The following is a 24,015-nucleotide window of genomic DNA, read 5'->3' on the forward strand; positions in this document are numbered from 1 at the left end:
TTTGCCCAGTATGATTCATGATGAAGGTACTAGTAGATGACATCTATATCAAGCTTTTCTTTATTCGTATGTATGGTAAACTGATGATTTTCTTTCATGCTGCATCCTCCTTGCTTCTCTATCATAGCACAAATGTTCGCAACAGAAAAAAGCCTTTTCTGTAAAAGGCTTTTTTGCTTAGTATGATATTTTTTTAGAAACAGAAGCATTTTTTCTATAGCGTCTTACGACTATGTAAATAAGCGGACTGCCAATAATCGTCGGCAAAAACCAATAAGAAAGTGCCGGAAGCGTGTTTAACAGCGGAATACTGTCTCCAACATTTACAAGCAGTGCGGTAACAGCTCCGATATAAGACACCAGCATACCGCGAATATGATGCTGAAGCCAGTTCTTCCATTTTCGCTTGCGTGCTGCATAGCCATAAATCGCTAATCCGTATGAAAACACGGCAATATAAAATAAATAAGCAATTTCATTCCATTTCCAAATCGCTAACATGATAGCTGTGGCAGCTAGTGCTGCATAAGAAGCGTGATACACTTCTCCCCATTTGGTATGCCGTCCTTTTTTCTTAGCCGCTAGCATAGACACCATTCCTGAAAGCAAACAAATCATGCCGAGTCCAATATGGATACTTAATATAACTCCAAATAAATCCAACGTGCTCTCTCCTTTTACGTACTTCTCTCTTATATCTTCGGCTAGCGGACTTTTTTTTAACAAAATATTCCTATTTACTTTCCAACTCTTTACTTACATGATGCATATGCTACACGTTAAAAAGCGGATAGGCAGTGGAAAATGCTCGAATTAGCGGATGGCAGCTGCATGTATATGAAGGATTAAAAATCATTCCGTTCACTTTACATCTTCCGTTTTAAATTGTCATTCCTGCTCTTTTACTGGTGATCGCATTTTTAAGAAATCGAAAAAAATACAGTCTGTCCCTATGAAAAATACCGCAGAAAATTCGTAGTATGTTCATTTCTCTATTGGATTTAATCTCCTAAAATTATACAATATAGGTAAGAAGTAAAAAGGAGAACAGTATGATTGGATTAATTCTTTCTATTTTAGTATTTAACGTTCTTGCTTTTAAAACAAACAAGCGCTTCACTACAAATCAAATTGTACACATTTGGATGTTCACCATTGCTGCTCAGCATATCTTTGACGTCTTCATTAATTTCAAATTTCACGGCTACTGGTATTTTACACAAGAAACAGACTGGCAAGGTATTTTCGCCTATACTGTTCTCATTCCGCCTGTGAACATGCTTTTTCTTACCTACTATCCTTTTGCCGGAAAGCTCACAAAAAAAGCCGCCTATATTTTACTTTGGTCGGTTGCTGTTTTACTTTATGAAGTAGTGGCCCTTCTCCCTGCTCCTTGGGGCTATTTTCACTACGGATGGTGGACGTGGTGGTATTCGCTTTTCCTAAATCCGCTGTTGTTTTGGATGGTGGTGCAGTATTACCGGTGGGTGTGTAAGTTGGAGAGGGATTCTAAAACAATATAAGGAATCAATAAAAAAACAGCTTTTCTCCAAAAGAAAAGCTGTTTTTTTATAAAATTTATTATTTTAAAGTACTATCCTTCTTCTCCCTCACAAACTCCATCACAGGCCCCACAATAATGCAAATCCCTGCGATAATCAGCCAGCCAAACGCAAGATACGTCCAGCCTTTAAAAAAGGAAAGCGTGTATTGATAGCCCGTTAAAAACATCACGCCTGGAAACAAGAGGACAAACAAAAATGTAAGTCCAAGCGCCCAGCGCGTACAAAGCTTTGCGTCTTTATTTAACTGTTGTTGTGGATCCATACGCCACTTCCTCCCTTAATGGTTCATCTCCGTGTTCATCAAAGCTTTTAAATTTATCTTTTAGTTCATCAAAGTCAAATTCTTTTTTAGCAAGTAAGCCGTGTCCAATTGATATGACCCCGCTGATGATAAAAACGGTAGAATTTCCAATAAGCATTGGATACAGTCCGCCAAGGGCTTCTACGTTAATGTGACCGTTAATCAAGTAAGCAGATGTGTTCCATGCGACAACGCCTCCGATCATTCCTAACAGCGCACCATAGAATGCACCTGTGTTCGTCGCTTTTTTCCACATCAGTCCAAGCGTAACGGGAATAACGGCTCCGCTGACGAAAATACCCATGGCCATATAAACAAACCCAAGGCTAATTCCTAAATAAAACAGTAAAATGGAAAACACGCCCATCGCCAGCCCGAAGCCAAGCGTCACTTTTCGCGATGTGCTTAAGATTTTTTTACTGCTTGCTTTCGGGTTGATAGAACGCAGGTAAATGTCCGTTACGATAATATTGGTAATCGCCGTTAATTCAGCTGCTCCTGTCGACATTACTGCCATAAAAAGCATTGTTAAAAACAAAATAGAACCTAGATTTCCAAGCACGTGTGACGCCATAACCGGTGCAATAGAATCTGGTGAATCAACGGCAATTCCAAGACCAGCCGCGCTTACGCCGAGGAAAGTGGCAACCGCAAATGGAATCGAAAACCAAGCAATTCCGCCGTAAATATACGCTTTTGAAGCAGCGCTGTTTTTACTTGCAATGGCACGCTGCCAGTAAGCTTGATCCACAAAGACCGTACCAAAGTTCCCGATAATATTAATCATTCCAAACAAAAGCCCCGGCACCGATGCCATCGTAAGCATATGCTGTGACTGAGGCAGATTTTTCAACCCTTCGTACACGCTTGTTACGCCGAACTTATAATAGACGGCAGCAGCAAAAATAAATAAAATAACGAAAATAAAAACGGTGTTAAAATAATCAGCAACAAATGAGGCTTTTAAACCGCCAATCATGGTGTAGATTGTAAACGTAAGAGGAATTAAAATAGCGGCAACAAAAATATTCATCCCGGTAAGAGAGTTTAAAGCAATGGCTCCTCCTAAAATAACCATGGCGGTCACAATAATATTTGTCATAAGCGCAAAACCAAGCATTAAACGATGATTTTTCACGTCGAAGCGCTGTGCAATAAATTCTAAAAACGTATGAGCATTCGGTGCTTTTTTCTTCAGGTTAATCGCGACAATGGCAAACAGCAAAATTTGAATGCTTGCTCCCGCTGCGTACCAATACGGTCCGCTAATTCCGTACTGATAACCTGTGGAAGAAGACATCATTAACGTAGCGGCCCATGTCCATGCAGCAATAATAGATGCACTCGCCAGCCCAACGCCTACATTTCTTCCGGCTGTACTAAACTGCTCAGCCGTCATTTCCTTTCCTTGACGGCGCTGCATTATGATTGTGACGGCTGTAAAGCCTCCTCCAAAAATCAGTAAAATCAAATAACCCACGCTTGATGAAAGCATCTTATCCCTCCTCTTCCTCTTAATGTTATATTTACTTACATTAATATGTAAATAAAAGTAACATTTGTTAATAAAATACCACGCCACAAATTTATTAACAATACTGTATTTTCTGATTATTTAAGAGTATAATTAATTGTTTTCTCTATTCACACACAAAAAAGCCGGCACATTCGCACCGGCTTAAGCGTAAAATTTCGTTTTTAACATGTTTTATTTCCTTACATGAACGAAATAATAAAAAAATAAAAAACGATAGCCCTTGAGGCTATCGTTTTTTATTATTGAGATACCATTACTTTTTGGCGAACGTGCTCTAAGTGATCACGAACCGCTTCTGCTGCTTCTTCTGGGTCTCCATTTTTAATCGCTTCAAAAATGCGCTCATGGTCGGCGTCAGTTTGCTTGCGATTTTCTTTTTGGCTTTTATTTAACGAATAAGCAAGCGCTTTTCGATACAAATGGCCTAAATCTTCTACAGCATGAAGAAGGAATGAATTATGAGCTGCTTTCACGATATCATGGTGAAAACGATAGTCCGCTTCATGTCCAATTTCTTCACTGTTATGAACCGTCTTTTTAAATGCTTCTAACGATTCTTTAATTTCAATCAGTTCTTCATCTGTGCGGCGCAGCGCGGCTAAGCTTGCTGCCTGCGACTCAATGATAATACGCATTTCAATTAATTCAAGCACTTGATCTGCTTCAACCATTTCAAACGTCATTGGATCAAGCATACCCACTAAGTTTACACGCTTTACGTAGCTTCCTCCGCCTTGTCTTGATTCAATCAATCCGCTGGCAGAAAGAACGCTTAGCGCTTCACGAATTGGTGCGCGGCTCACTCCAAACATTTTGGATAACTCATGTTCCGACGGCAAACGAGACTCTGGCGGGAACGTTTTCTCTTTAATCATCTTTTTTAATTGATCAAGCACTTGACTAGACACTTTTTTACGCTCAATAGGTACAAACATACTTCTATTCCTCCTCCAAGTAATTATCTCTCTCTCTTTTTATAGTGTTCATCGGCTCCAGTATAACTGTGTGTATTCCGATTTATGTAAACGCTTCAATCTTTGTATTACAAGTATACATTATTTCAATTCAAATGTGTTGATAAAATTTTACTATTATTGTTATTATACCATGAAAACAAGTTATAAATGAATAACGATTCATGGTTTTTTGACATAATACCACTATCTTACATATAATCCGTATACAATCATAATCGCCGCGTCCGCTAACGCATGACTAATAATTGCCGCTTCGGCACCATATCGCTCCCTTATACACGCCCACGTTATACCTGCGAAAAAAACGCCTGCAGCCGAGATCCAATTAAAAGGAAACGCAAAAACGGGCAGAATAATAAACAGGTGATAAAGCGTATAAAAGCTTGATGTAACAATGGTTGAAGCGGGTAAGGGCAGATGCTTCTTCACTTTATTCTGTATATATACGCGCCAATACATTTCTTCCAAATAAGGATTAATAAAAATCAAAATGACGGCTAAAATGATCACTTTCCATCCGCTAAATCCCCATATTTGCAAAACCGCTTGCATATCTTCTACATGAAAGATTTTACCAGAAAAAAGCAGGCTACTTCCAATTATCACAGCGGCACATAGAACTCCGCTGAGAGTTCCCACATACAGAGATTTTTTTGTAAGCGCTACCTTCAAGTTAATTTTATTATTTGCATATAAAATCATAAACATCCAGCCGTAAAAGCACACAAATGTTACCAACACATTTTGGATAAGCCACAAACCGAAAAAAACAAAGATTGTAGGCATAAACAGCAAAAACAAAAATTTTATCACGTTTATGGCGCACCTTCTTTAAAAGCCGCTTTTCTTTTACCTAGTAAACCTTTCGTATTCAAAAGGTTTACTATCTTTTATCTTATAAAAGTCCGGGGGTATTTTCAATTATTTTTTAATTCCTGCTCCAGCTCACGAAGACTTTCAGCAAGCTTTTTCTTTTCTTCTTCAAAGTGAGCATCATTTCTAAAAGCAGGAGCTGAAGTCTCTGTCTCTTCATTTTCTTTTAGCCAATCCGGCGTCAATTCCTTGCGAACAACGCGCTTTTTATTAGCGTAGGAAAGCGGCTTTTCAGTCTGATGACTCGCTAGCGTGCGCTGTGATGTTACATAATGCTTATGAAAAAGATGCTGTTTAATGTAGGCAAATGCTCGAATGGTATCGCCGCTGTATTTAGGCACGTAGTGATCAAATGCTTCATGCAGTCCAGCTAGCGTCTCTTCTATAGGTATTTCGCTTTTGGCGACTTCATACATATGCTTCAAGTCACTAGCTGAAGGATACACCCCTCGGTTTCTTCTAGCAATAAAAGCGGCTTCTAACGTTTGTACATAAGCGTCATGCGCGGCTTCTTTTCTTTTTATTTGATTTGTATTTTCTGCTGTAGTCTCTGTTAATGAAGCCTTCACTGTGACGGGCTCCGCTGCTTCAATTTGACTCTCCCCTTCTGTCAAATTGACATCTTCGAGCTCTTCAAACTCATCGCTTGGCATAAGCTCTTCTAGTTTCTTATAATCAATCCGGTACCAAACGGTGTTGTTAAATTTAGAGCGGTTGTACTTTCCTTTTATAATCAACCCTTCTTTTTCAAGCTTTGAAATGATGCGTTGAATCGTTGAAAGCGACCAAAACGGAAACTGCTGCAGCCACTGCTGATTGGTGTTGTATACCCATGTATATCCGTCCTGCACGTTTACGCTTTTTTCAAGCCAGTAGTGAAGCTGCTGAAGAAACAGGGCTCCGTTCACTCCTACTTTGACTGCCAGCGCCGGCAGTACAATTAACGGCTGATCTTTTAATAATAATTTACTCATTATATCATCTCCTTTGTTATGTAAAATAGCTACTATATATATACAAAAAAAACAAAAAAACGGGGATGACCGTTTTAAAATTATGTTAAAATATAGAAAAAATGAGGTGGGCATATGATACGTCAAGGCAGAATTGGCGATGAAGCAGGCATCGCCAATGTACACGTAGAAAGCTGGAAATCAACTTATAAAGGACTTGTTCCGGATTCTTTTTTAGATTCATTGAGCGCTGAAAAGCAAAAGCCCGTCTGGAAAAAGCAGCTGGAATCAAATTCTATTTTTGTTGCAGAAGAAAACGGTCAAATCGTAGGCTTTGCTTCTTATGGCAAAGAAAGAACCAGCAAGCATCCTTTCTATAAAGGAGAACTGTATGCCATGTATTTACTCGCAGAGCATCAGCGAAAAGGAATTGGAAAAGCGCTTATGCATAAAATAGCGCAAGAGTTGGCAAACCAACATATACATACGATGCTCACATGGGCTTTTGAACAAAACGGCGCCTGTCAGTTTTACGAAGCACTTGGCGGAAAAAGAATCGATCGTGCTGAGGTTGTTATTGAGGGGACATCTCTATCTGAAGTGGCTTTTGGATGGGACACGTTTAAAAATTTGTAAGACAACTCTCTGGACAGATTTTTTTCTTCACGGTAAACTGTTTAGTTGGTATAAAAAGAAAGGATGACTTACCGTGACGAATTCTACTTATCGAAACATTATTCTGCTGGTTCTTTGTGTCACAGCGGGTATCGTCGATGTGATTGGCTACTTAAGCCTTGGCCATATCTTTACTGCAAACATGACCGGAAACATCGTGCTGCTTGGATTAGCAATCGGAAACTCGCTTGAAACAACTGTTTTTCACTCTCTGACAGCTTTAGGAGGCTTCATTATAGGAGTTGTAGGAGCTGCAATTTTAGTTGGAAACAAAGAAAAAACGTTTTGGCCTAAAGCCGTAACGATTGCGCTTGGAATAGAAGGATTAATTTTACTTGTTTTTGCACTTTTATCTTCGTTTTCTCCTTCTTTACACTTAACTTACTTATTTATTTTCTTATTAAGCTCAGCCATGGGTCTTCAAACAACGGCGGCTCGAAAGCTTGGCGTAGCCGGCATTTCCACAACTGTATTGACAGGGACGCTTGCTAACTTTTTTGAAGACGTAACGGCACGGTTTCGCAGTTCTCGCTACCGCAAAACGTTTAACACCGATGCTATTCTTCGCGCCCTGTCTCTTGTGCTTTACTGCTTTGGTGCTGTTATCGCCGCGCTTGCAGAGCCTGCTTATAAATTTGAAATTATTTGGCTGCCCATTGTGATTTTGTTAGCCATTATCATTTTTGTCAGCACGAAGTTTCACTCTGATTCAGAAAAAAAATAATAATGATAAAGACCCGTTTCGATAAAGAAACGGGTCTTTTATTTTCCTGACAGTGCCGCTAAAACGCCAAAAATGATTGCTGCTACAGGCCCTACAATGAATAGTCCAATTAAAATCGATCGTATGGCTTCCCATAATGACCGCAAAGGACCTTGCTTAGACTCTGCTTTTTCCACTCTTTCCTCTAGGTGTTCGACTCTTTGCTGAAGCTTCGCTAATTCCTGCGTAACATCTATTTGTTCGCTCATCGCTCAAGCTCCTTTTTACTCTACATTACCATATACTTCCTTACTAAAACTACTATTTATTTGTGATTACTTCAATGCCGATTTCGCGGTAAGCATTTAACACGGTTTCGTTCACATGTTCTTCTGTAATGAGCCAATCTAATGAGTTTGCTGAACTGAACGTGTACGTTGACGATGTATTGAGTTTTTTAGCTGTTACAATAGCCGCTACTTCACTCGCACTTTTAATCATTTGACTTTTAATGTGCATTTCTTCAAGCAAAGGAATGCTCATACCGATTTTAGGATCGATTGCGTATACGCCTAAAAAACAAAGATCCGCTCGAATTTGTTTTAACGTATCAACCACGCTTTGTCCTACCGTGACCATCGATTCTTTTCGAAACGTTCCTCCAAGAGAAACAACTTCTACAAAGTCATGTTCCGCTAGTGCAACGGTAATTAACGGACTGTTTGTAATGACGGTAACCTTCAAATTCTTTGGAAAAGCTTTGACGAGCTGAATATTTGTTGTACTTCCGTCCATCAAGAGCACCTGCCCGTCTTTAATTAACGGAAGCGCCGCAACGGCAAGCGAATGCTTAACATCCATCAATTCACGTTTTCGCTCTTTGTAATCAACCGCAGACGTGGAACGAGGCAGTGCTCCTCCGTGTACGCGCTGCAGCAGACCAAGCGCGTCCATTTCCCGCAGATCTCTGCGGATTGTATCTTCTGAAACATTCAGCGTTTGGCTAAGCGTGGTAGCCACAATTCGCCCTTCTTTTTCAAGCAAATTCATAATTTGTTTGCGTCTTTCTTGTTTTAACATTGCTTGTTCACCTGTTTTCTTTCTGCTTTTTACTTTATTATACTTGTTTCTTTTGTAAAAACAATGTAAAAACGCTTGATTATCAGTGTTTTTTCGTTTATTGTAGGATAAACAAGATAAAACACGTAAAAACAAGTAATAATAACCAAAGGGAGAGATAGTTTATGAAGATGATTTTTACAGATTTAGATGGAACTCTTTTAAATAGCAGCAGTGAAATTAGCACAATTAATGCAGAAGCAATTAAAAAAGCGCAAAAACACGGAGTTGAAGTCGTGGTTGCTACGGGGCGCGCTTATTTCGACGTGCAGGAAATTTTAAAAAAAGCTGATCTTTCAAACCTTTGGGTGATTGCCGCAAACGGAGCGACTATTCATGACCCGAACGGACAGCTCAGACATTCTGTTCCGATTGATGCACATCACGTCAAAGAAGCGCTTCAGTGGCTGGATGCAAACGAATTTTACTATGAAGTGTTTGCTGAACATGCGATTTATACGCCAAACTCAGGCCGTGAGCTGCTGGCCATTGAAATTGACAGAGTAAAAAGCGCCAATAAAAATGTGGACGAAGAAAGACTTCATCACGCTGCCGCTAAGCAGTACAGCCAAACGGGATTTGCCTTTGTTGCATCGTATGAAGATATTTTAAATACAAACGCGGAGCTTTATAACGTATTAGCTTTTTCATTTGATGATGAAAAACGAAAAAAAGGCTGGGATCACTTTAGCAAGCAGCACGACATGACGCTTGTCTCTTCCGCTGATCATAACTTTGAACTCGAACACAAAGATGCGTCAAAAGGAAACGCATTAACCTACGTTATAAAAGAGCTTGGCGGCTCTCTTCACGATACCATTGCCATTGGAGACAGCTTTAACGACGTATCAATGCTGCAGACGGCTGGAAAAGGAATCGCTATGGCAAATGCGCACGTGGAAATTAAAGCATTAGCTGATGATGTTACATTAACAAACGATGAAAACGGAGTGGCTTCCGTTATTGAAAAAGTGTTAGAAGCACAGCTGGAAGCACATTAAAAAAACGCTTGGCGTATGCCAAGCGTTTTTAAATGGTCATGCGGTAAATACCAACAAACCAGCTAAACAGCGCAACTAAAAACAACAGCGATGCGCTGGTTTTCTTTCTTTTTTGCCACTCGATTGCTCCTAAAACTAGCATGGTAAACCCGAGCAGTATATTTAAAAATGAAAGGAACTGGTAGCTGTGAGTGAGCATGATATAAAGAGCCAGTCCAACAGTAATAATTGAAAGAATAAGCTGTAATGCTTTTAACAAAAAATCTCTCCTTACTTATAATTCACTTCTTCATTCACACACGTCACTAAAGGCTTTTTCTCAAGACCTAAAAGCAAGTTCTGTACGGCTAAATCTGCCATGCGATTGCGCGTCTCGTACGTAGCACTTCCAATATGAGGTGTTACTAACACGTTTGAAAGCTGCAGCAGCTTGTGATCTGCCGGAAGCGGCTCTGGGTCTGTTACGTCCAGTGCGGCATACGCAATTTCTTCATTTTTCAGCGCTTCGTACAGTGCTTCCGTATCCACTAATCCTCCGCGCGCTGCGTTCACAAAATACGCGCTGCTTTTCATTGCTTTAAATTCCGCTTCTCCGAACATGCCTTTGCTTTCATTTGAAAGGGGTACTAAGCATACGATACAGTCAGCTGTGTGAAGAAGCTCTTCAAACGAAAGGTACACAGCATCAAGCTCTTTTTCGGCTTCATGCTTGCGGCTTCGATTATGGTAAACGATGTTCATACCCGATGCCTTTGCGCGTCTGGCCACGGCGCTTCCAATATCGCCCATCCCAACAATACCAAGCGTTTTTCCAAATAAATCAACGCCAAATACCGTTTCCCAGTTTCCTTGTTTCACTTTTTCATAGCCTTCATGAATGCGGCGAGCTGCTGACAGCAATAGACCAAACGTTAAGTCTGCCGTTGCTTCTACTAGCACACCTGGCGTATTACTAAACGGCACCCCTTTTTTGGTGCATGCTTCGACATCTACACTGTCATACCCGACGCCCGATTGAGAAATAACGCGCAGATTCGGCGCTGCTTCTAACAGCTCTTCGTCCACTGTGATGTGGCCGATATTAAAAAAGCCGTCGGCGTCACGAAGCCAGTCGCGCAGCGTTTCTTGTGAAATCTTTCCTTCTCCTTCCCACATTTGAATATCGCAGTGCTCCGCTAGCTTTTCGTAAGCGTTTGGCCACGTCTTTCCAGACATAACAACTTTGTATTTCCCCATGTGTATCTCTCCTTTTCCTTGTTCACTCATATGTATGAATAGCAACTAGCTATCCTATCATAAGCCTACTATAAAGATGAAACTTTTTCCATTCAGTAACCGTATTTATGGTAAGGGGGAATACGAATGTTTGAAGATGAAATAATATTTGAAGATGATCCGTCCGGAGATGACATTGTTTTTGAAGGTGATGTGCCCGATGACATAAGCGGAGGCGCTTTTTTTCCAGATGACGCGTTATTTAACGGAATGCCTACGTTTGTGATGCTGTTTTTTGTTATTGTTATTGGTATTTTTCTATTTTCTATTTTTAAAGGAATCGGCACATGGAGTAAAAATGAGCAGTCTCCCCGTCTCTCCGTAAAAGCAAAAATTACGGGCAAACGGACAAACGTCCACCGCCATGGCGGTCATGCTCACGAACATCATCACTCTCACACGTCTACAACTTACTACGTAACCTTTCAGTTTGAAAGCACCGACCGCTCTGAATTTACTGTTTCAGGCCACGAATACGGCATGCTAGCAGAAGGCGATGAAGGAATGCTGACGTTTCAAGGAACTCGTTTTTTGGATTTTCAAAGACATCCAAGTGAAGAACATACAGATGCTTAGCTTATGACCTCTTGCTTTTAGAGGTCTTTTTTACTGGAATGAGGCATTTATACAGCAAACGACCTATTTGTGCCCTTTTTACATTCTACAAGAACGTTATTCAATACAAAAACATACCGTGTAACACATTCATTTAAACAGGCAGGTGATTTTATGTATTCTCCTTATTCAGGCAGCGGTCTCTACTACGGACATTACGGCGAAGCCCCTCATTCGCACCCTATTCAAACAATACTGGCACAATACTGGCATGAAACCCACTATCCAGGTCCACACAAAAAATATGTACACGTGTATTATCTTAACCCGGCTTCTCTTCATTATTATCCACCCTATCAAAGGTTTTTGTAAAAAAATGGTGTTTCAATTGAGTTTTTTTATTGTAAAATTAATCCATATACTTATTTATTGGAAAGGAGGTTAAAAACAGTGCGCAATTCGACAGCAAAAAATAATGTGATAGTCACTACTTTGCTTTCCGCCCTATTTTTCTGCTTTACTTTGGTTCTTGCTTCGCTTTCTCCTCTAGCAGATTCAGGCCCCAATGTTAATACGTTTGGTTCAACAGGACTGTGGTTATCTCTTGGCATGATTCTGTTTTTATATTTGTTACCTTTAGCTTTTTATATGTTGGGGATGCATTTCTTAAAATTTGTCATGGCCGCTTTTTGCAGCATTGGACTTTTAATCGCTGCTAGTACTCTATTACTGATGCCGGCTCTGTTTTTATTCGGATTAGAAGATTTCTCAGGAAGCTTAGCTTCAATTATAGGAATAATGATTTCTTGTTTAGGTTTGCTGATCACGAATATTGTATGGTTTGTTGCTGCGTTTAAAAGACCGTCAGCCACCGTGCAGGAAAGCGTTTAAAATGGTGAAGAGGTTCAGGCATCTAAGTCCATTTTGCCTAAATACGAACAAATTGGAGAGATGAGCTGAACTGCTTGTTACACCGCTGTTGATTTCCGTGCAAGACTTCGCTTTCCGCGGGCGGCCGGTGAGCCTCCTCGTAGTTTCCGCTCCTGCGGGGTCTCACCTGTTCCGTTTTCCCGGGAGGAGTCTTCGTCTTGCCCTCCAATCATCAGCTAGAAGCAGCCATATACATGAAACCTTTCAATAAAAAATTCCAACGAGTTGGATTCTCCACCAAGAATCTCAATTCATCGTTCTAATCTTGTTTCAACTAACATACTTTTGTCGCAACCTCTTTTTATAGCTCGGTAGGCAAGTAGTGCAAATACATATCTAAGCAGTCTTCGTACTGCGACAAAACGTCCATTGTTTTTTTATGAGGTTTTGTATAAATAACTGGATAGTCAATTTCACCCCGTATATAATTCGCTGGGAAAGCCAGTTTTTCTTTTTTTAGCGAAAAGTCGGCCTGCACTCCTTCTTTATTTCCTCTCGCATCCAATCGAATCCATCTATCTTCACTTTTAATGTAAACTGCATTTAAAGCATGAATACAGTAGCCTGTGTCTATCGTATCTCCAAGTATCAGCCTTTGATAACAAAAGCCTGCAGGAATCCCTTCTGCACGCAGCAAAGCAGCTAATAGATTACACTTGCTGTAACAAATTCCTTCCTTTTCTTTTAAAGCCTCTGAAGCGGTTTTCGTGATGATTTTGCTTTGAATATCCCAGGAATGAGATACTTCATCTCTCACAAACTCATATGCTTTTTTTATGTACGCTAGGGAAGAATGAGGTAAGCCACTTTTGAGTTCACGCATCTTTTGTTGAATCAAAGGATGTGTAAAGTTCACTTCTGGAAGTTCTTGCGTGTAGTCTTCTTTTTCCAACGATTCACAAATTAATTTCATTTACTTTTTCCTCCTCTTATATTCATCATATGTTTTTTTATACATAATATTGAATTTTATTACATATTTTTATATAATGAAAGACCACTTAAACGGAAAATGATAGTAGATACGAGATTGAAAGAGGTTTTGTTTTTGGTGACGTTATTTTTAACAAATGTGCTGCTCGGTCTTTCGATTGCCCTCCCCGTTGGCACGGTGACGATTGAAATGACAAAGCAAGGTTTAAAAAACGGGTTTCTTCACGGTTGGGTTGTCGGACTCGGGGGCATGACGGTTGATTTATTACTAATTGTACTTCTTTACTCTGGACTGGCTTCTTTTTTATCGGCTCCTTTTATACAGCTTATCATGTGGCTTATAGGAGCGCTTTTTTTACTTTATATTGGCTATGACAGCATTAAACATGCCGACCATGATATAACGGCTCCTGGAGAGCACATAAAAAAGTCATTTGCCTCTTCTTATGTGAACGGGATCTTTGTTGCGATTTCTCCTAGCAATCTCATTTTTTGGCTCAGCGTGTTTGGAACGGTGCTGACCAATTCGCTTCAATCCTCTCATTCTTTTCATTTCTTGCTGATTGCTGCCGGAATATTAACAGGGATTTTAATTCATGACCTAGGCTTAATGACGATTGTCTCCGGAACTAGAAAAGTGCTGAATCAGCTTTATATTAAATGGGTTTCTATTGCGGCAGGATGTATCTTAATCGGTTTTTCATGCTATTTCCTCTACCGGTTTATTGAGAATCTGCGCATGTATTTTTAATATGACGTGCTATATTCCCTCTTTATCTAGTATAGAGAGGGGATTTTTACCATCTATCAGGGGCTATCAGACAAAAAGTTCACAATTTCGTCACATTTCTATTGATTTTTTTCTCTTTTTATACGAAAATATAAAAAAGGGAGGAAATATCATGAAAATCAAAAAAGCACTTCGCATCTTTATTGGATCAAACGTCCTTGTATTATTAACATTTGGCCTTCTTCCAGCACTATTAGTTAACCCTGATATTGACCTAATTCAATCATTTATTAATTATATAGGCAAGGATTAATTCCGCTTAAAATAATCTAAATTTTCAATCTATTATTTTATAAAAAAAGACAGCGCAGGCTGTCTTTTTTAGTAGGTTTACACGTTTATTTAGTTGAAAACAGCTTTTTAACATCCATTTTTTGATCTTTAACAATCGTATATGTCGCCTGTTTTTTATCTTCAAAGCTAAACGCTTTTATGTAGTCATTATCGTAAATCGTTAAGCCGTACGCGTCTTTTCCGTTTTCAACGATTTTTACCCAGTAAGCCTGGTCAAACTTTGGGTCGAGCTCCTTGCTTTTTTTTACTTCTACCTCTGACAAAGAGTGTACGATCTCTTTTATATTCTTTTTATCGTCTACTACACGCTTTCCTTCGTCTGTATCTATTTCAATACGCGTAACCTTTGCTTCATCTACTTTTATGACGTCTTTTAACTGATGGGCTTTCCCGGTATATGTAAAATAAAATACGACGATAAATAAAAGTGCAGCTATAATAATCGTTCTTTTTTTCAAAAGGAACCTCCTTTTCTACATCACGCTGCATTCACGTGATACACCTTTTTATTCCTCCTGTTCCGCAGCCCTTTAGTAGAATGCTGCTTCCTACAAGTAAACTATACGTTAATCCCGGAACAGGAAGTACTAACGTTACCATCAACAGTAACATGCCCGTACTTGTAAGAGCTACTCCGGCAGCTCGATTTTTCATTCATTTCACCACCGTTGCTCTGTAAATCTCTTTTTATAAAGTGATAGAAATAATATTGATCTACTATTTACTTATGTGCTTTTAGCTTATAGTACAGAAATGTCAAAACTTCTACTAGTAAGATCACTACTTCACATTACCTTCTCTTTTTAACTAACTCATCATGATTTATGAAATAAAAACAGCTCATCTACTGTTGCTCCCAACTCCTCAGCCAGCTGAAAAGCTAGCGTTAAGCTTGGATCATACTTATTGTTTTCAATTGCATTAATCGTTTGTCTCGATACGCCGCATACTTTTGCCAGTTCGTCTTGAGACATCTTTTTACTTTTACGCAGTTCTTTAATTCGATTTTCCACCATTCATCACTCATCTCTAAAGTGTAAAAAACTTTTTACACCCATATCTTATATTATTTCCTTTGTTACTGTCAAATATGTTTGACAAAATAGAGTCTTTTACATAACTGAAATAGAGGTTGGAACAAAAATAGGTTAGTTGAAGGACAATGCGAACGAGTTTGATTAAGAATTCACCTCGTGCTAATTTTTTTATAGGTACGGTGAACGTAGGTTTCGTGTATGTAGGTGCTTCTAGCTGATGATTGGAGGGCAAGGCGAAGACTCCTGCGGGGAAAGCTGAACAGGTGAGACCCCACAGGAGCGCAAGCGACGAGGAGGCTCAGCGGCCGCCCGCGGAAAGCGAAGCCTTGCACGGAAATCATTAGCGGTGCAAGAAGCAATTCATAGTAGTAACATTAAAGCTTCTTACTCATATTAAACCACTTGACGCCTGCATGCTGAGACTCCGCAACTCCTTGATTCACATATCCGTTCTTTTCGTAAAAAGGAATCAATTCTTCTTTACATGTTAACGTAACCGTTAAGCGCTGTTTGTTCTGCGCTTGTTTTTCAAACTCCCTTAGCAGCATACTGGCAATTCCTTTGTGATGATGCTTGGGATTTACAACGATTCCTAAAATACTTTGATAACCGCCTGTCTCAGGGTTCGAAATCGTTTTTTCAAACAAATCATCCGTAATAAACGGTGCTGAAATGACGGGACCGTTCACATATCCGATTATTTCTTCATTTTCTTCGGCAATGATAAACGTATCAGGAATGGTGTTAATCCGCGTGATAAATGCATCTTTTGAGGCAGCTTCTTCGGATGTAAAGCCTTTGTTTTCTAACGTAATTAATTGGTTTAAATCTTTTTCATCCACTTGTCTTATAATCATTGGAACGTTTCCTTTCATTATGTATTTCTCTTTTTTCTCTAAAAGCTTCTATTACATATAACTATCTCTTTCTACTATATATAAAAATACCCAAACAAAAAAGGATTGACCTCTGCATCATACAGAATTCAACCCTACTTCGCTTTTTAATTAACGTCTTGATTATTTAATAAATGCACCAAACGGCTTGCCCACCGGAAGCACAACTCGACCGTAGTGAGTATTTAATACAGCCGCTGCAGATCCATAGAATGAAAACAGAGCAATCAATAGCTCTGACACTGCTGCTAGTAAGTGCGTGTACTCATATGCCACACCAAATGTACTTAGCGATAATCCAATAAATAAGAAATCAATTAACACAAAAATAATAAATAATACTTTATGAGTGCCCATTGCGCCAACTGTCATAAAAACGCTGAAAATTAAGTAGCCGACAAAAGCAAATGCGAGCTGCTTCGGATCCGCTTCTTTTGCGAGCGCTTCCCCAAATGCTCCAAGCTGAATAAGCCATGTCATGCCGACACCTAACCAAAATAACCCAAAGGCACCAAAAGCCGTTGCGCCGAAGGTATTATTATGTTTGAAATCTTGCATAGACGCGATTAGCTGCCCTATCCCGCCTAAAAAAATTGCCCATGGCAATACCAATGAAACACCATCGGTTACCCCAAGCTTTTGAAACGATGCAACAAGTGTCACCATGGCAAGTCCGAATAGGCCTAGCGCTGATGGATCTGCTGTTACAATTTTAACGTGCTGCGTACTGTTGTTACTCATGTTTTACCTCCCTGATTTTAAAAACACCTTTAAAAAGATACAAAAATCTACGGGAAGTGTCAATGGATATTTTTGGCCTTTAAAAAACCCATCAGATCAAGCAGTGTAGCGTTTACACTGCTTGATCTTTACTTTCTTGTTATTAAACGTTTTGTAATAAATTTTGTCTTGTTTGTTTTGCAGACTCAACCATCACTTTTAAAGCTTCAACCGTCTCGCTGATTCCTCTTGTTTTAAGGCCGCAGTCGGGATTAATCCAAAATAATGCAGGATCAAGCACCTTTAGAGCGCGGCCAATGTTTCGTGTCAGCTCTTCAAGCTTCGGCACGCGCGGACTGTGGATATCATATACGCCAAGTCCAATTCCTTGATTGTACGTATGTTCTTCAAACGCATAAATTAATTCACCGTGGCTTTTAGACGTTTCAATGGAAATGACGTCGGCATCAAGCGCTTTGATCGCATCGATAATCTCTTCGAATTCCGAATAGCACATATGCGTGTGAATTTGCGTCTCATTTTGCACGGATACCGTGGCTAGCTTAAATGCGTACACCGCGGCGTTTAAATAATTTTCCCAGTTTTCTCGTTTTAACGGCAGTCCTTCACGCAGCGCGGGTTCATCTACTTGAATCATCGAGATGCCCTGACTTTCAAGTGCTTCCACTTCTTTTCTAAGAGCAAGCGCAATCTGATTTGCGACGTCGTAGCGCGGGATATCATCACGCACAAACGACCAGTTTAAAATCGTAATGGGACCCGTTAGCATTCCTTTAACCGGCTTATTGGTTAGAGACTGTGCGTATACCGTTTCTTTGATCGTCATCGCCTGCTCGTACGATACATCTCCGTAAATAAGCGGCGGCTTCACGCAGCGAGAACCGTAAGATTGTACCCACCCAAACTTCGTAAACTGAAAGCCTCCTAATTTTTCACCGAAGTATTCGACCATGTCCGTACGCTCAAACTCTCCGTGCACAAGGACATCTAAGCCGATCTCTTCTTGAATTTCAATCCACTTTTTTATTTCCTTGTTAATGTACGCTTCATATGCTTCATCGCTTAACTCGCCTTTACGCCACTTTAGACGCTCTTTTCGCACTTCTTTTGTTTGCGGAAAGCTTCCAATCGTTGTCGTTGGAAGAAGCGGCAGCTGAAACGCTTCTTGCTGAACGCGCTGACGTACGTCAAACGGCGCTTGGCGCTCTGCTTTATAGCTGTGCAGCTGCTTCAGCTCTTTTTGCACGTCTTGATGATTTCGAAAAGATGATCCATTTAATGCTTGAATTGCCTGTTTGCCTACGCTTATTTCTTCTTCTATTGCTTCTTTTCCTTGCTGTACCGCTTTCGTTAACAGCGTGATTTCCTGTAGCTTTTCATCTGCAAAAGAGAGCGCATTTTTCAATACTGGATCAATCGTCTCTTCATTTTTCACCGTGACAGGAACATGTAGTAGACTTGATGAAGGCTGCAGGATTAGACGATCTTTTGATACGGCTTCTTCAATTTCACTGATCGTTAAAAGTTGTTCATCCAAACTTTCACGCCAAATGTTTCGTCCGTCAATCACTCCTGCTGCCAGCACTTTATCAGTCGGAAAACCATATTTATTAAGCGCAGTGAGATTTTCTCCTCGGTCATGCACAAAGTCTAAACCGATTCCTTCAACAGGAAGAGACACGACTTCCTTATAGTAATCAACGCTGTCAAAATACGTTTGCAAAATGACTTTTACATTCGGTGCCGCTTCCTTCAAAGTTTGATAGACTTCTTTGTACAGCGCCAGGTCTTCTTTTGATAGCGTTGTAGCTAAAATTGGCTCATCTATTTGTACCCACTCTACTCCTTCTGCCTGCAGCTCCGCTAAGATAGTTGCATAAAGCGGAACAAATTGTTCAACTACTTTTTCAAACTCACTTTTTTTATATCCTTTTGACAGCTTTACAAATGTTACTGGACCTAAAATAACGGGCTTGCCTTCAATATTCAGCTTCTGCTTTGCTTCTTTGTAAAATTGAAGCGGGCGATTTTCTACAAGTGCCGGCGTACATTCCTCAAGCTCGGGTACGATGTAGTGATAATTTGTGTTAAACCATTTTGTCATCGTAGAAGCTACCGCACCTTTTGTTCCTCGGGCGATGTCAAAATACGTTTCAAGCGATACCGGTCCTCCGTCATAATCAAAGCGCTTTGGCACCAAACCAAACATAGCGGCTGTATCTAACACGTGATCGTATAAGCTAAAATCACCGACTGGAATCAATTCAATTCCTGCATCACGCTGTTTTTTCAGATGCCCTAGACGAAGAGCCTCAATTTCCTGCAGAAAGATATCTTTCTCTAGTTTTCCTGCCCAAAACTGCTCAAGCGCTTTTTTCCATTCTCGTTTTTCACCAATTCTTGGATAACCTAAGTTTGAACTTTTTACACTGCTCATTTTTTCCACTCCCTGTATATTTTTTATCGATAAACTAAAAAATCTCTCTTTTCGAAATGAAAAGAGAGATGATACGCATACTTAACTAAAGTTGAGATAGCCTGTTTTTCTCAACACGTATTCCTCACTCCTCTCTATATCCCGTAGAGCTTAAGTGCATACAACAGGCAGGTCTCCTGACTTAGGTTCATCGCTTCTTATCCCTTCCCATTTCAACATGAAACAGTGGTTAATAAGTTGCTCCCCATTACAGTGGCGGGACCGCGCCGGCTTTTCACCGGTCTTCCCTTTTAAGCTGCGTACATTCGTTCCACAGCACCTGATGCATTTTTATAAAATTGTTCATTCAAAACATATTCACATAAAATAAAAAGCCTCTCTATCACGAATAGAGAGGCATAGTATCTATGAAATCCTCTCTTATTTTTCAAAGCTGTACGCTTTGCAGGATGTAGCACCTTTTTAACAAGAATGTTAAATGGTTGCCGGGCTTCACAGGGCCAGTCCCTCCGCCTCTCTCAATAAGAGTTTTAATTGTTTATAATATTTTGAATGTAGAGTCATCTTAACACCTTACATTTATGTTGTCAAAAGAAATTTCAAAAAAATTAGTTTTTAGGAGGCGTTGACGCTAATTTTTGCCTTAACAATTTATAATCGTCTTTTCGATGTGTTTCGATTAAATCTTTTGCTCCTTGGTGATATCCTGACGAATAAATGTACTCTACTGCTGTTTCAATAAGCTTTCTTTTTTCTTCGGCACACTCCCGGTCCATTAAGGGGAACAGTCTACCTAAAAGGTCATTTAAATCTTCCTTGATAAAACGATTAAGTCCTTCTTGCATCTTTTCGTTTGCCATGATTGCTCCTCCATTTGCTGTGTATGTTCTAAGCCTCTATAAACAGGCAGTTCACTGTAAATTTTAAGATAAAGTTAAGTCATTAAACAGTATATCAAGTGAATGTTTTTCTTTAATTACATATGTAATACAAATATATGACAAATATAGAGAATATATCATCATTTATTATCTATTATAACGTTTGACTGCGCCTTCTGCTACAAGGTTTCGTTAAGAGTTATGCACATTTTTCCAAAAGAGGTTGAGACATAACGAAATGAATTCAATCTAAAGGCAAATGGGATACATGAGCTGAACCGCTTGTTACCCCGCAGTTGATTTTCGTGCAAGGCTTCGCTTTCCGCGGGCGGCCGATGAGCCTCCTCGTCGCTTGTGCGCCTGCGGGGTCTCATCTGTTCCGCTTGTCCCGCAGGAGTCTTCGCCTTGCTCTCCAATCAACTGCTAGAAGCAACAAAACAGCTGAAACCTGCGTTCACCATAAAAAAACGAACCACTAATCAAAGTGTTTGATCAGTGGTTCGTTTTTCACTTCGGCTAACATACTTTTATCGCAGCCTCTTATATTTAAAGCATTTAAAACAATTAGACGTATTTATTACGCTCAACTCGATTTAAAGACTTCCTTGCAGACCGAGCTGCCATGTCCGTTTCAATTTGTTCTAGGCTACGCCCTTTTGTTTCAACAACTACAAAACGTATGAAGAATAATCCGAGAACACAAATGATTCCGAACGTTGAAAAGATAACGCCTAAGCTAAATTGATCAGCTAAAATAGGGAACACAAGCCCTACTGCCAGCGATCCTGTCCAGTTAAAGGCAGATGAAATCCCAGCACCGATTCCACGTACAGAAAGCGGGAAAATTTCTCCTACAATGATCCACGTAAGCGGCGCCCAAGAAAACGCATAGCAAAGGATAAAGCAGCAAAGCGCAATTAACGTAACCCAGTTCACGACGACTTCATTAACGCCTAATGCTCCTAGAATAGCCGGTGTGAAAAATGAAAGAGCCATACCCGCGCCGCCAATTGTAAGAATGGTACGGCGGTTGAATTTATCAACAAACTGCAGAAAAATAAGGGTTGTCACCACAAAGATTACCCCAACGATGACCGTAAAACCAGCAGCTACCTGCGGGGCTAAACCAACTTGACGAGCAATGCTTGTTGCATAATAAACAATTGAGTTTGAGCCTTGAATCTGCTGAAAAGTTGCCATTCCGACACCGATAATTAAAGCTAGACGAAACTTTTTCTGAAACAGCTGTTTAATGCCTGATTGTTCATGCACAGCTACGCTTTCAATTTCAGACACTTCAGCTTCGACTTCCGCTGCTGAGGGACGAAGCGTGCGCAGTACTTCACGCGCTTTATCTGCCATTCCGTTTTTAATTAAGTAGCGAGGCGACTCTGGAAGCTTAATCATACCGATGCATAAGACGATTGCAAAAATACCGGCGCTGCCAAGCATTAATCGCCAGCTGTTTGGAACCGGCTCAAAAATAAAGGCTACGATATAGCTTAATAATAATCCAATTACAATCATTAGCTGATTTAAACCTGAAAGCTTCCCGCGAATATGAGCAGGTGCGATTTCTGACATATAAGCAGGAACTAAAGAAGAAGCCGTTCCTACTGCTGTACCTAAAAAGACGCGCGCAATCGTTAACGTAATTTCCTCCGGTGCAATCGCTGAACCGATAGATCCTAAAAGAAAGATGATAGACGAAATTAAAATTAATTTTCTTCGCCCAAACTTATCCCCTAATAATCCGCTTAAAATGGAACCGATAATTGCTCCGCCCATTAGCGACGAAACTACAATTCCCAGCCAGAGCGGACTTAAATGAAACGCTTCACGGATATGACCTTCTGCACCAGCAATAATCCCAATATCATAACCGAATAAAATACCGGCAAATGAGCCGAAGAAGAAGATAAACTTACTTGATACTTTACTCATGATTATAGATCCCCTTTTTATTGTCGTAGTTTTGCTTCCTATCACACAAATTTAAAACGCTTTCATTTATCTCTAAAAACGGCGTTCTTTTACTAACGCTATATTTTCATTTCCGAGGAAGCAGCGCTCCCTCGGAAATGTGAATGCTTACTTAATAATGACGTACTCTAGATCAACAAGCTTTGCATAGCTCACGATTTGATCCGTCGTTAAATTTAATGAAAGAACCGTATGATGGCCTCCTCCGTTTTCAATCCACGCTTTAACGCCTTCTTGGAAGTTCGGCTTAATGTTCCAAAGCACGCGCGCTACCGGAAGATTTGGAGCAGGAACTTCCGGCTCAAATGCCGATACTTCGTTAATTAACAGCTTGTAATGCGTACCGAAGTCAGCCATGGAAACCACTACGCCTTCTCCTTGTTTACCGTCAAACACTAAGCGGGCTGGATCTTCGCGGTTACCGATACCTAGCGGAGAAACGATTAGTTTTGGCTTGTTTACCGCTAGCGTCGGGTCTACTTCAAGCATGTGTGATTGAAGCACAGACTCACGTCCGGGAGCCAATTCATACGTATAGTCTTCCATAAAGCCCGTTGACTGATTATGGCTCATTACTTTAAGCAGGCGGTCAAGCGCCGCTGTTTTCCAGTCTCCTTCACCGGCAAAGCCGTAGCCCTGTGCCATCAAGCGCTGTACGGCTAGACCAGGGAGCTGTTTCATACCGTATAGATCTTCAAAGTTAGTGGTAAAGGCGCTGTAGCCTCCCTCATCTAGAAAACGTTTAATCGCAATTTCATAGCTTGCCTGTACTTTTACGCTAGACTCCCAGTCTTCTGCAGAATAATCGCCGTAAACAAATTCGTACGCGTCGGCATATTCAGCAAATAAATCATTGATTTCTTCTTCCGTAACGGCATTGACATATTGAACAAGGTCACCGATTCCGAAGTAGTCAACCGTCCAGCCAAATTGAATTTGTGCTTCAATTTTGTCTCCTTCCGTTACGCCGACGTTGCGCATATTGTCACCGAAACGCGCAACTTTAATGTTGAAGCTTTCGTTATAAGCAGCGGCTACATCCATCCATTGTGAAATTTGCTGCTGTACTTCAGGGCGCTCCCAGTAGCCTACTACGATTTTATTTTGTTTGTTCAAACGTGCGTTGATAAAGCCGTATTCACGATCACCGTGAGCGGACTGATTCAAGTTCATAAAATCCATATCAATCGTTTCCCAAGGAATGCTTTCGTTAAATTGTGTTGCTAAATGAAGCAGTGGTTTTTGCAGTAGTTTGGTACCGCGAATCCACATTTTTGCAGGCGAGAACGTATGCATCCACGTGATTACACCGGCAACTTCATCTCGGTAATTCACTTCTTTCATCATGCTTGTAATTGTATCAGCACTCACAGCTAAATCTTGCAGAACAATCGGATAAGGCAAGACACCGCTTTCATTTAAAGCATCGGTCATTGTTTGCGCGTGTGCTTTTACTTCTGCTAGCGCTTCTTTTCCGTAAAGATGCTGTGAACCAACAATAAACCAAAATTCTTTTTGAGCTGTTTTTAACATGATAATCCCCTTTTCTGTATGTAAGT

31 protein-coding genes, 1 pseudogene and 2 riboswitches are annotated in these 24,015 nt (G+C 40.3%); of the genes and pseudogenes, 10 read left to right on the plus strand and 22 right to left on the minus strand.

Annotated elements, in window-relative coordinates:
- Positions 1–177: 177 nt before the first annotated feature.
- Positions 178–663: a DUF2306 domain-containing protein gene (locus tag POF52_RS15510; protein ID WP_176584410.1), complete on the minus strand. Its 486-nt coding sequence runs from the start codon at positions 661–663 to the stop codon at positions 178–180.
- A 389-nt stretch (positions 664–1,052) separates the two neighbouring features.
- On the opposite strand from POF52_RS15510, the gene POF52_RS15515 reads away from it, so the two are divergent.
- On the plus strand, positions 1,053–1,523 hold the full coding sequence (locus POF52_RS15515) for a hypothetical protein (protein WP_176584411.1): 471 nt from the start codon (positions 1,053–1,055) through the stop codon (positions 1,521–1,523).
- Between the two features lie 58 nt (positions 1,524–1,581).
- On the opposite strand, the gene POF52_RS15520 is transcribed toward POF52_RS15515, so the two are convergent.
- The 5 genes from POF52_RS15520 to POF52_RS15540 form a co-directional block, all read right to left on the minus strand.
- On the minus strand, positions 1,582–1,827 hold the full coding sequence (locus POF52_RS15520) for a hypothetical protein (RefSeq protein WP_034650149.1): 246 nt from the start codon (positions 1,825–1,827) through the stop codon (positions 1,582–1,584).
- Complete coding sequence (locus tag POF52_RS15525) at positions 1,802–3,361, minus strand: sodium:solute symporter family protein (RefSeq protein ID WP_176584412.1); 1,560 nt, start codon at positions 3,359–3,361, stop codon at positions 1,802–1,804. The genes POF52_RS15520 and POF52_RS15525 overlap by 26 nt, the downstream gene beginning before the upstream one ends.
- 281 nt (positions 3,362–3,642) lie before the next feature.
- On the minus strand, positions 3,643–4,338 hold the full coding sequence (locus tag POF52_RS15530; RefSeq protein WP_016765006.1) for a FadR/GntR family transcriptional regulator: 696 nt from the start codon (positions 4,336–4,338) through the stop codon (positions 3,643–3,645).
- Positions 4,339–4,563: 225 nt separating this feature from the next.
- The gene (locus tag POF52_RS15535; RefSeq protein ID WP_271993352.1) at positions 4,564–5,193 is read right to left on the minus strand and encodes a CPBP family intramembrane glutamic endopeptidase; all 630 of its coding nucleotides are present in this window, start codon (positions 5,191–5,193) and stop codon (positions 4,564–4,566) included.
- A gap of 104 nt (positions 5,194–5,297) precedes the next feature.
- Positions 5,298–6,227, minus strand: a complete 930-nt coding sequence (locus POF52_RS15540; RefSeq protein ID WP_271993353.1) for a hypothetical protein — start codon at positions 6,225–6,227, stop codon at positions 5,298–5,300.
- 114 nt (positions 6,228–6,341) lie between these two features.
- Here POF52_RS15540 and POF52_RS15545 point away from each other — a divergent pair, with 114 nt between their 5' ends.
- Positions 6,342–6,842: a GNAT family N-acetyltransferase gene (locus tag POF52_RS15545; protein WP_271993354.1), complete on the plus strand. Its 501-nt coding sequence runs from the start codon at positions 6,342–6,344 to the stop codon at positions 6,840–6,842.
- A gap of 73 nt (positions 6,843–6,915) precedes the next feature.
- The gene (locus tag POF52_RS15550; protein WP_176584416.1) at positions 6,916–7,605 is read left to right on the plus strand and encodes a YoaK family protein; all 690 of its coding nucleotides are present in this window, start codon (positions 6,916–6,918) and stop codon (positions 7,603–7,605) included.
- 38 nt (positions 7,606–7,643) lie between these two features.
- Here POF52_RS15550 and POF52_RS15555 read toward each other — a convergent pair whose 3' ends face one another.
- Together POF52_RS15555 and POF52_RS15560 are read right to left on the minus strand one after the other, a co-directional pair.
- Positions 7,644–7,853, minus strand: a complete 210-nt coding sequence (locus POF52_RS15555; RefSeq protein WP_176584417.1) for a hypothetical protein — start codon at positions 7,851–7,853, stop codon at positions 7,644–7,646.
- 52 nt (positions 7,854–7,905) lie between these two features.
- Positions 7,906–8,664, minus strand: coding sequence for a DeoR/GlpR family DNA-binding transcription regulator (locus POF52_RS15560; protein ID WP_013084219.1), 759 nt, complete (start codon positions 8,662–8,664; stop codon positions 7,906–7,908).
- Positions 8,665–8,828: 164 nt separating this feature from the next.
- On the opposite strand from POF52_RS15560, the gene POF52_RS15565 reads away from it, so the two are divergent.
- The gene (locus POF52_RS15565; protein WP_271993355.1) at positions 8,829–9,704 is read left to right on the plus strand and encodes a Cof-type HAD-IIB family hydrolase; all 876 of its coding nucleotides are present in this window, start codon (positions 8,829–8,831) and stop codon (positions 9,702–9,704) included.
- 28 nt (positions 9,705–9,732) lie between these two features.
- Here the strand turns inward: POF52_RS15565 and POF52_RS15570 are convergent, their stop codons facing one another.
- Positions 9,733–9,963 (minus strand): DUF3953 domain-containing protein, encoded by a 231-nt coding sequence (locus POF52_RS15570; RefSeq protein ID WP_271993356.1) that lies wholly within the window; start codon positions 9,961–9,963, stop codon positions 9,733–9,735.
- An 11-nt stretch (positions 9,964–9,974) separates the two neighbouring features.
- Positions 9,975–10,940: a 2-hydroxyacid dehydrogenase gene (locus POF52_RS15575; RefSeq protein ID WP_271993357.1), complete on the minus strand. Its 966-nt coding sequence runs from the start codon at positions 10,938–10,940 to the stop codon at positions 9,975–9,977.
- Between the two features lie 126 nt (positions 10,941–11,066).
- On the opposite strand from POF52_RS15575, the gene POF52_RS15580 reads away from it, so the two are divergent.
- The 3 genes from POF52_RS15580 to POF52_RS15590 all read left to right on the plus strand — a co-directional run bounded on the left by POF52_RS15580 (position 11,067) and on the right by POF52_RS15590 (position 12,425).
- Positions 11,067–11,555: a DUF2500 domain-containing protein gene (locus POF52_RS15580; RefSeq protein WP_271993358.1), complete on the plus strand. Its 489-nt coding sequence runs from the start codon at positions 11,067–11,069 to the stop codon at positions 11,553–11,555.
- Positions 11,556–11,708: 153 nt separating this feature from the next.
- Complete coding sequence (locus tag POF52_RS15585; RefSeq protein ID WP_176584421.1) at positions 11,709–11,906, plus strand: hypothetical protein; 198 nt, start codon at positions 11,709–11,711, stop codon at positions 11,904–11,906.
- 78 nt (positions 11,907–11,984) lie between these two features.
- Entirely contained in the window at positions 11,985–12,425 is a 441-nt protein-coding gene (locus POF52_RS15590) for a DUF5391 family protein (protein WP_271993359.1), read from the plus strand.
- A 77-nt stretch (positions 12,426–12,502) separates the two neighbouring features.
- Here POF52_RS15590 and POF52_RS15595 read toward each other — a convergent pair whose 3' ends face one another.
- The gene (locus POF52_RS15595) at positions 12,503–12,637 is read right to left on the minus strand and encodes a hypothetical protein (protein ID WP_271993360.1); all 135 of its coding nucleotides are present in this window, start codon (positions 12,635–12,637) and stop codon (positions 12,503–12,505) included.
- Between the two features lie 128 nt (positions 12,638–12,765).
- A complete protein-coding gene (locus tag POF52_RS15600) occupies positions 12,766–13,377 on the minus strand; it encodes a transglutaminase-like domain-containing protein (RefSeq protein WP_271993361.1) in 612 nt (203 codons plus the stop codon).
- Positions 13,378–13,515: 138 nt separating this feature from the next.
- Between POF52_RS15600 and POF52_RS15605 the strand changes: the two genes are divergently transcribed.
- Together POF52_RS15605 and POF52_RS15610 are read left to right on the plus strand one after the other, a co-directional pair.
- Complete coding sequence (locus POF52_RS15605) at positions 13,516–14,148, plus strand: LysE family translocator (protein ID WP_271993433.1); 633 nt, start codon at positions 13,516–13,518, stop codon at positions 14,146–14,148.
- Positions 14,149–14,299: 151 nt separating this feature from the next.
- A complete protein-coding gene (locus POF52_RS15610) occupies positions 14,300–14,440 on the plus strand; it encodes a hypothetical protein (protein WP_013058226.1) in 141 nt (46 codons plus the stop codon).
- A gap of 85 nt (positions 14,441–14,525) precedes the next feature.
- Here POF52_RS15610 and POF52_RS15615 read toward each other — a convergent pair whose 3' ends face one another.
- The 3 genes from POF52_RS15615 to POF52_RS15625 all read right to left on the minus strand — a co-directional run bounded on the left by POF52_RS15615 (position 14,526) and on the right by POF52_RS15625 (position 15,497).
- On the minus strand, positions 14,526–14,939 hold the full coding sequence (locus POF52_RS15615) for a DUF5301 domain-containing protein (RefSeq protein ID WP_271993362.1): 414 nt from the start codon (positions 14,937–14,939) through the stop codon (positions 14,526–14,528).
- A gap of 31 nt (positions 14,940–14,970) precedes the next feature.
- The gene (locus POF52_RS15620) at positions 14,971–15,135 is read right to left on the minus strand and encodes a hypothetical protein (protein ID WP_013084226.1); all 165 of its coding nucleotides are present in this window, start codon (positions 15,133–15,135) and stop codon (positions 14,971–14,973) included.
- A gap of 161 nt (positions 15,136–15,296) precedes the next feature.
- Positions 15,297–15,497 carry a helix-turn-helix transcriptional regulator gene (locus POF52_RS15625; RefSeq protein ID WP_013084227.1) on the minus strand — a complete coding sequence of 67 codons (201 nt, stop codon included), beginning with the start codon at positions 15,495–15,497 and terminating at the stop codon, positions 15,297–15,299.
- A gap of 238 nt (positions 15,498–15,735) precedes the next feature.
- Here POF52_RS15625 and POF52_RS15630 point away from each other — a divergent pair.
- Positions 15,736–15,915: pseudogene (locus POF52_RS15630) on the plus strand (hypothetical protein).
- On the opposite strand, the gene POF52_RS15635 reads toward POF52_RS15630, so the two are convergent.
- From POF52_RS15635 to araA, 7 genes are all read right to left on the minus strand, one after another.
- A complete protein-coding gene (locus POF52_RS15635) occupies positions 15,893–16,393 on the minus strand; it encodes a GNAT family N-acetyltransferase (protein ID WP_271993363.1) in 501 nt (166 codons plus the stop codon). The pseudogene POF52_RS15630 and the gene POF52_RS15635 overlap by 23 nt on opposite strands.
- A gap of 144 nt (positions 16,394–16,537) precedes the next feature.
- On the minus strand, positions 16,538–17,155 hold the full coding sequence (locus POF52_RS15640) for an acetate uptake transporter (protein ID WP_095379008.1): 618 nt from the start codon (positions 17,153–17,155) through the stop codon (positions 16,538–16,540).
- A 142-nt stretch (positions 17,156–17,297) separates the two neighbouring features.
- Positions 17,298–19,592, minus strand: coding sequence for a 5-methyltetrahydropteroyltriglutamate--homocysteine S-methyltransferase (gene metE, locus POF52_RS15645; RefSeq protein WP_271993364.1), 2,295 nt, complete (start codon positions 19,590–19,592; stop codon positions 17,298–17,300).
- Positions 19,593–19,741: 149 nt separating this feature from the next.
- A riboswitch (cobalamin riboswitch) is annotated at positions 19,742–19,930 on the minus strand.
- A gap of 79 nt (positions 19,931–20,009) precedes the next feature.
- Positions 20,010–20,120: riboswitch (SAM riboswitch) on the minus strand.
- 80 nt (positions 20,121–20,200) lie between these two features.
- Positions 20,201–20,452 carry a hypothetical protein gene (locus POF52_RS15650; protein WP_013084231.1) on the minus strand — a complete coding sequence of 84 codons (252 nt, stop codon included), beginning with the start codon at positions 20,450–20,452 and terminating at the stop codon, positions 20,201–20,203.
- 306 nt (positions 20,453–20,758) lie between these two features.
- The gene (locus POF52_RS15655) at positions 20,759–20,893 is read right to left on the minus strand and encodes a hypothetical protein (protein ID WP_255323393.1); all 135 of its coding nucleotides are present in this window, start codon (positions 20,891–20,893) and stop codon (positions 20,759–20,761) included.
- Between the two features lie 144 nt (positions 20,894–21,037).
- A complete protein-coding gene (locus POF52_RS15660; RefSeq protein WP_271993365.1) occupies positions 21,038–22,417 on the minus strand; it encodes a sugar porter family MFS transporter in 1,380 nt (459 codons plus the stop codon).
- A 147-nt stretch (positions 22,418–22,564) separates the two neighbouring features.
- A complete protein-coding gene (araA, locus tag POF52_RS15665) occupies positions 22,565–23,989 on the minus strand; it encodes an L-arabinose isomerase (RefSeq protein ID WP_271993366.1) in 1,425 nt (474 codons plus the stop codon).
- Positions 23,990–24,015: the final 26 nt, after the last annotated feature.

Origin of the sequence: Priestia sp. AB (genome assembly GCF_028369225.1) — a bacterium.
GTDB classification, from domain to species: Bacteria; Bacillota; Bacilli; order Bacillales; family Bacillaceae_H; genus Priestia; species Priestia megaterium.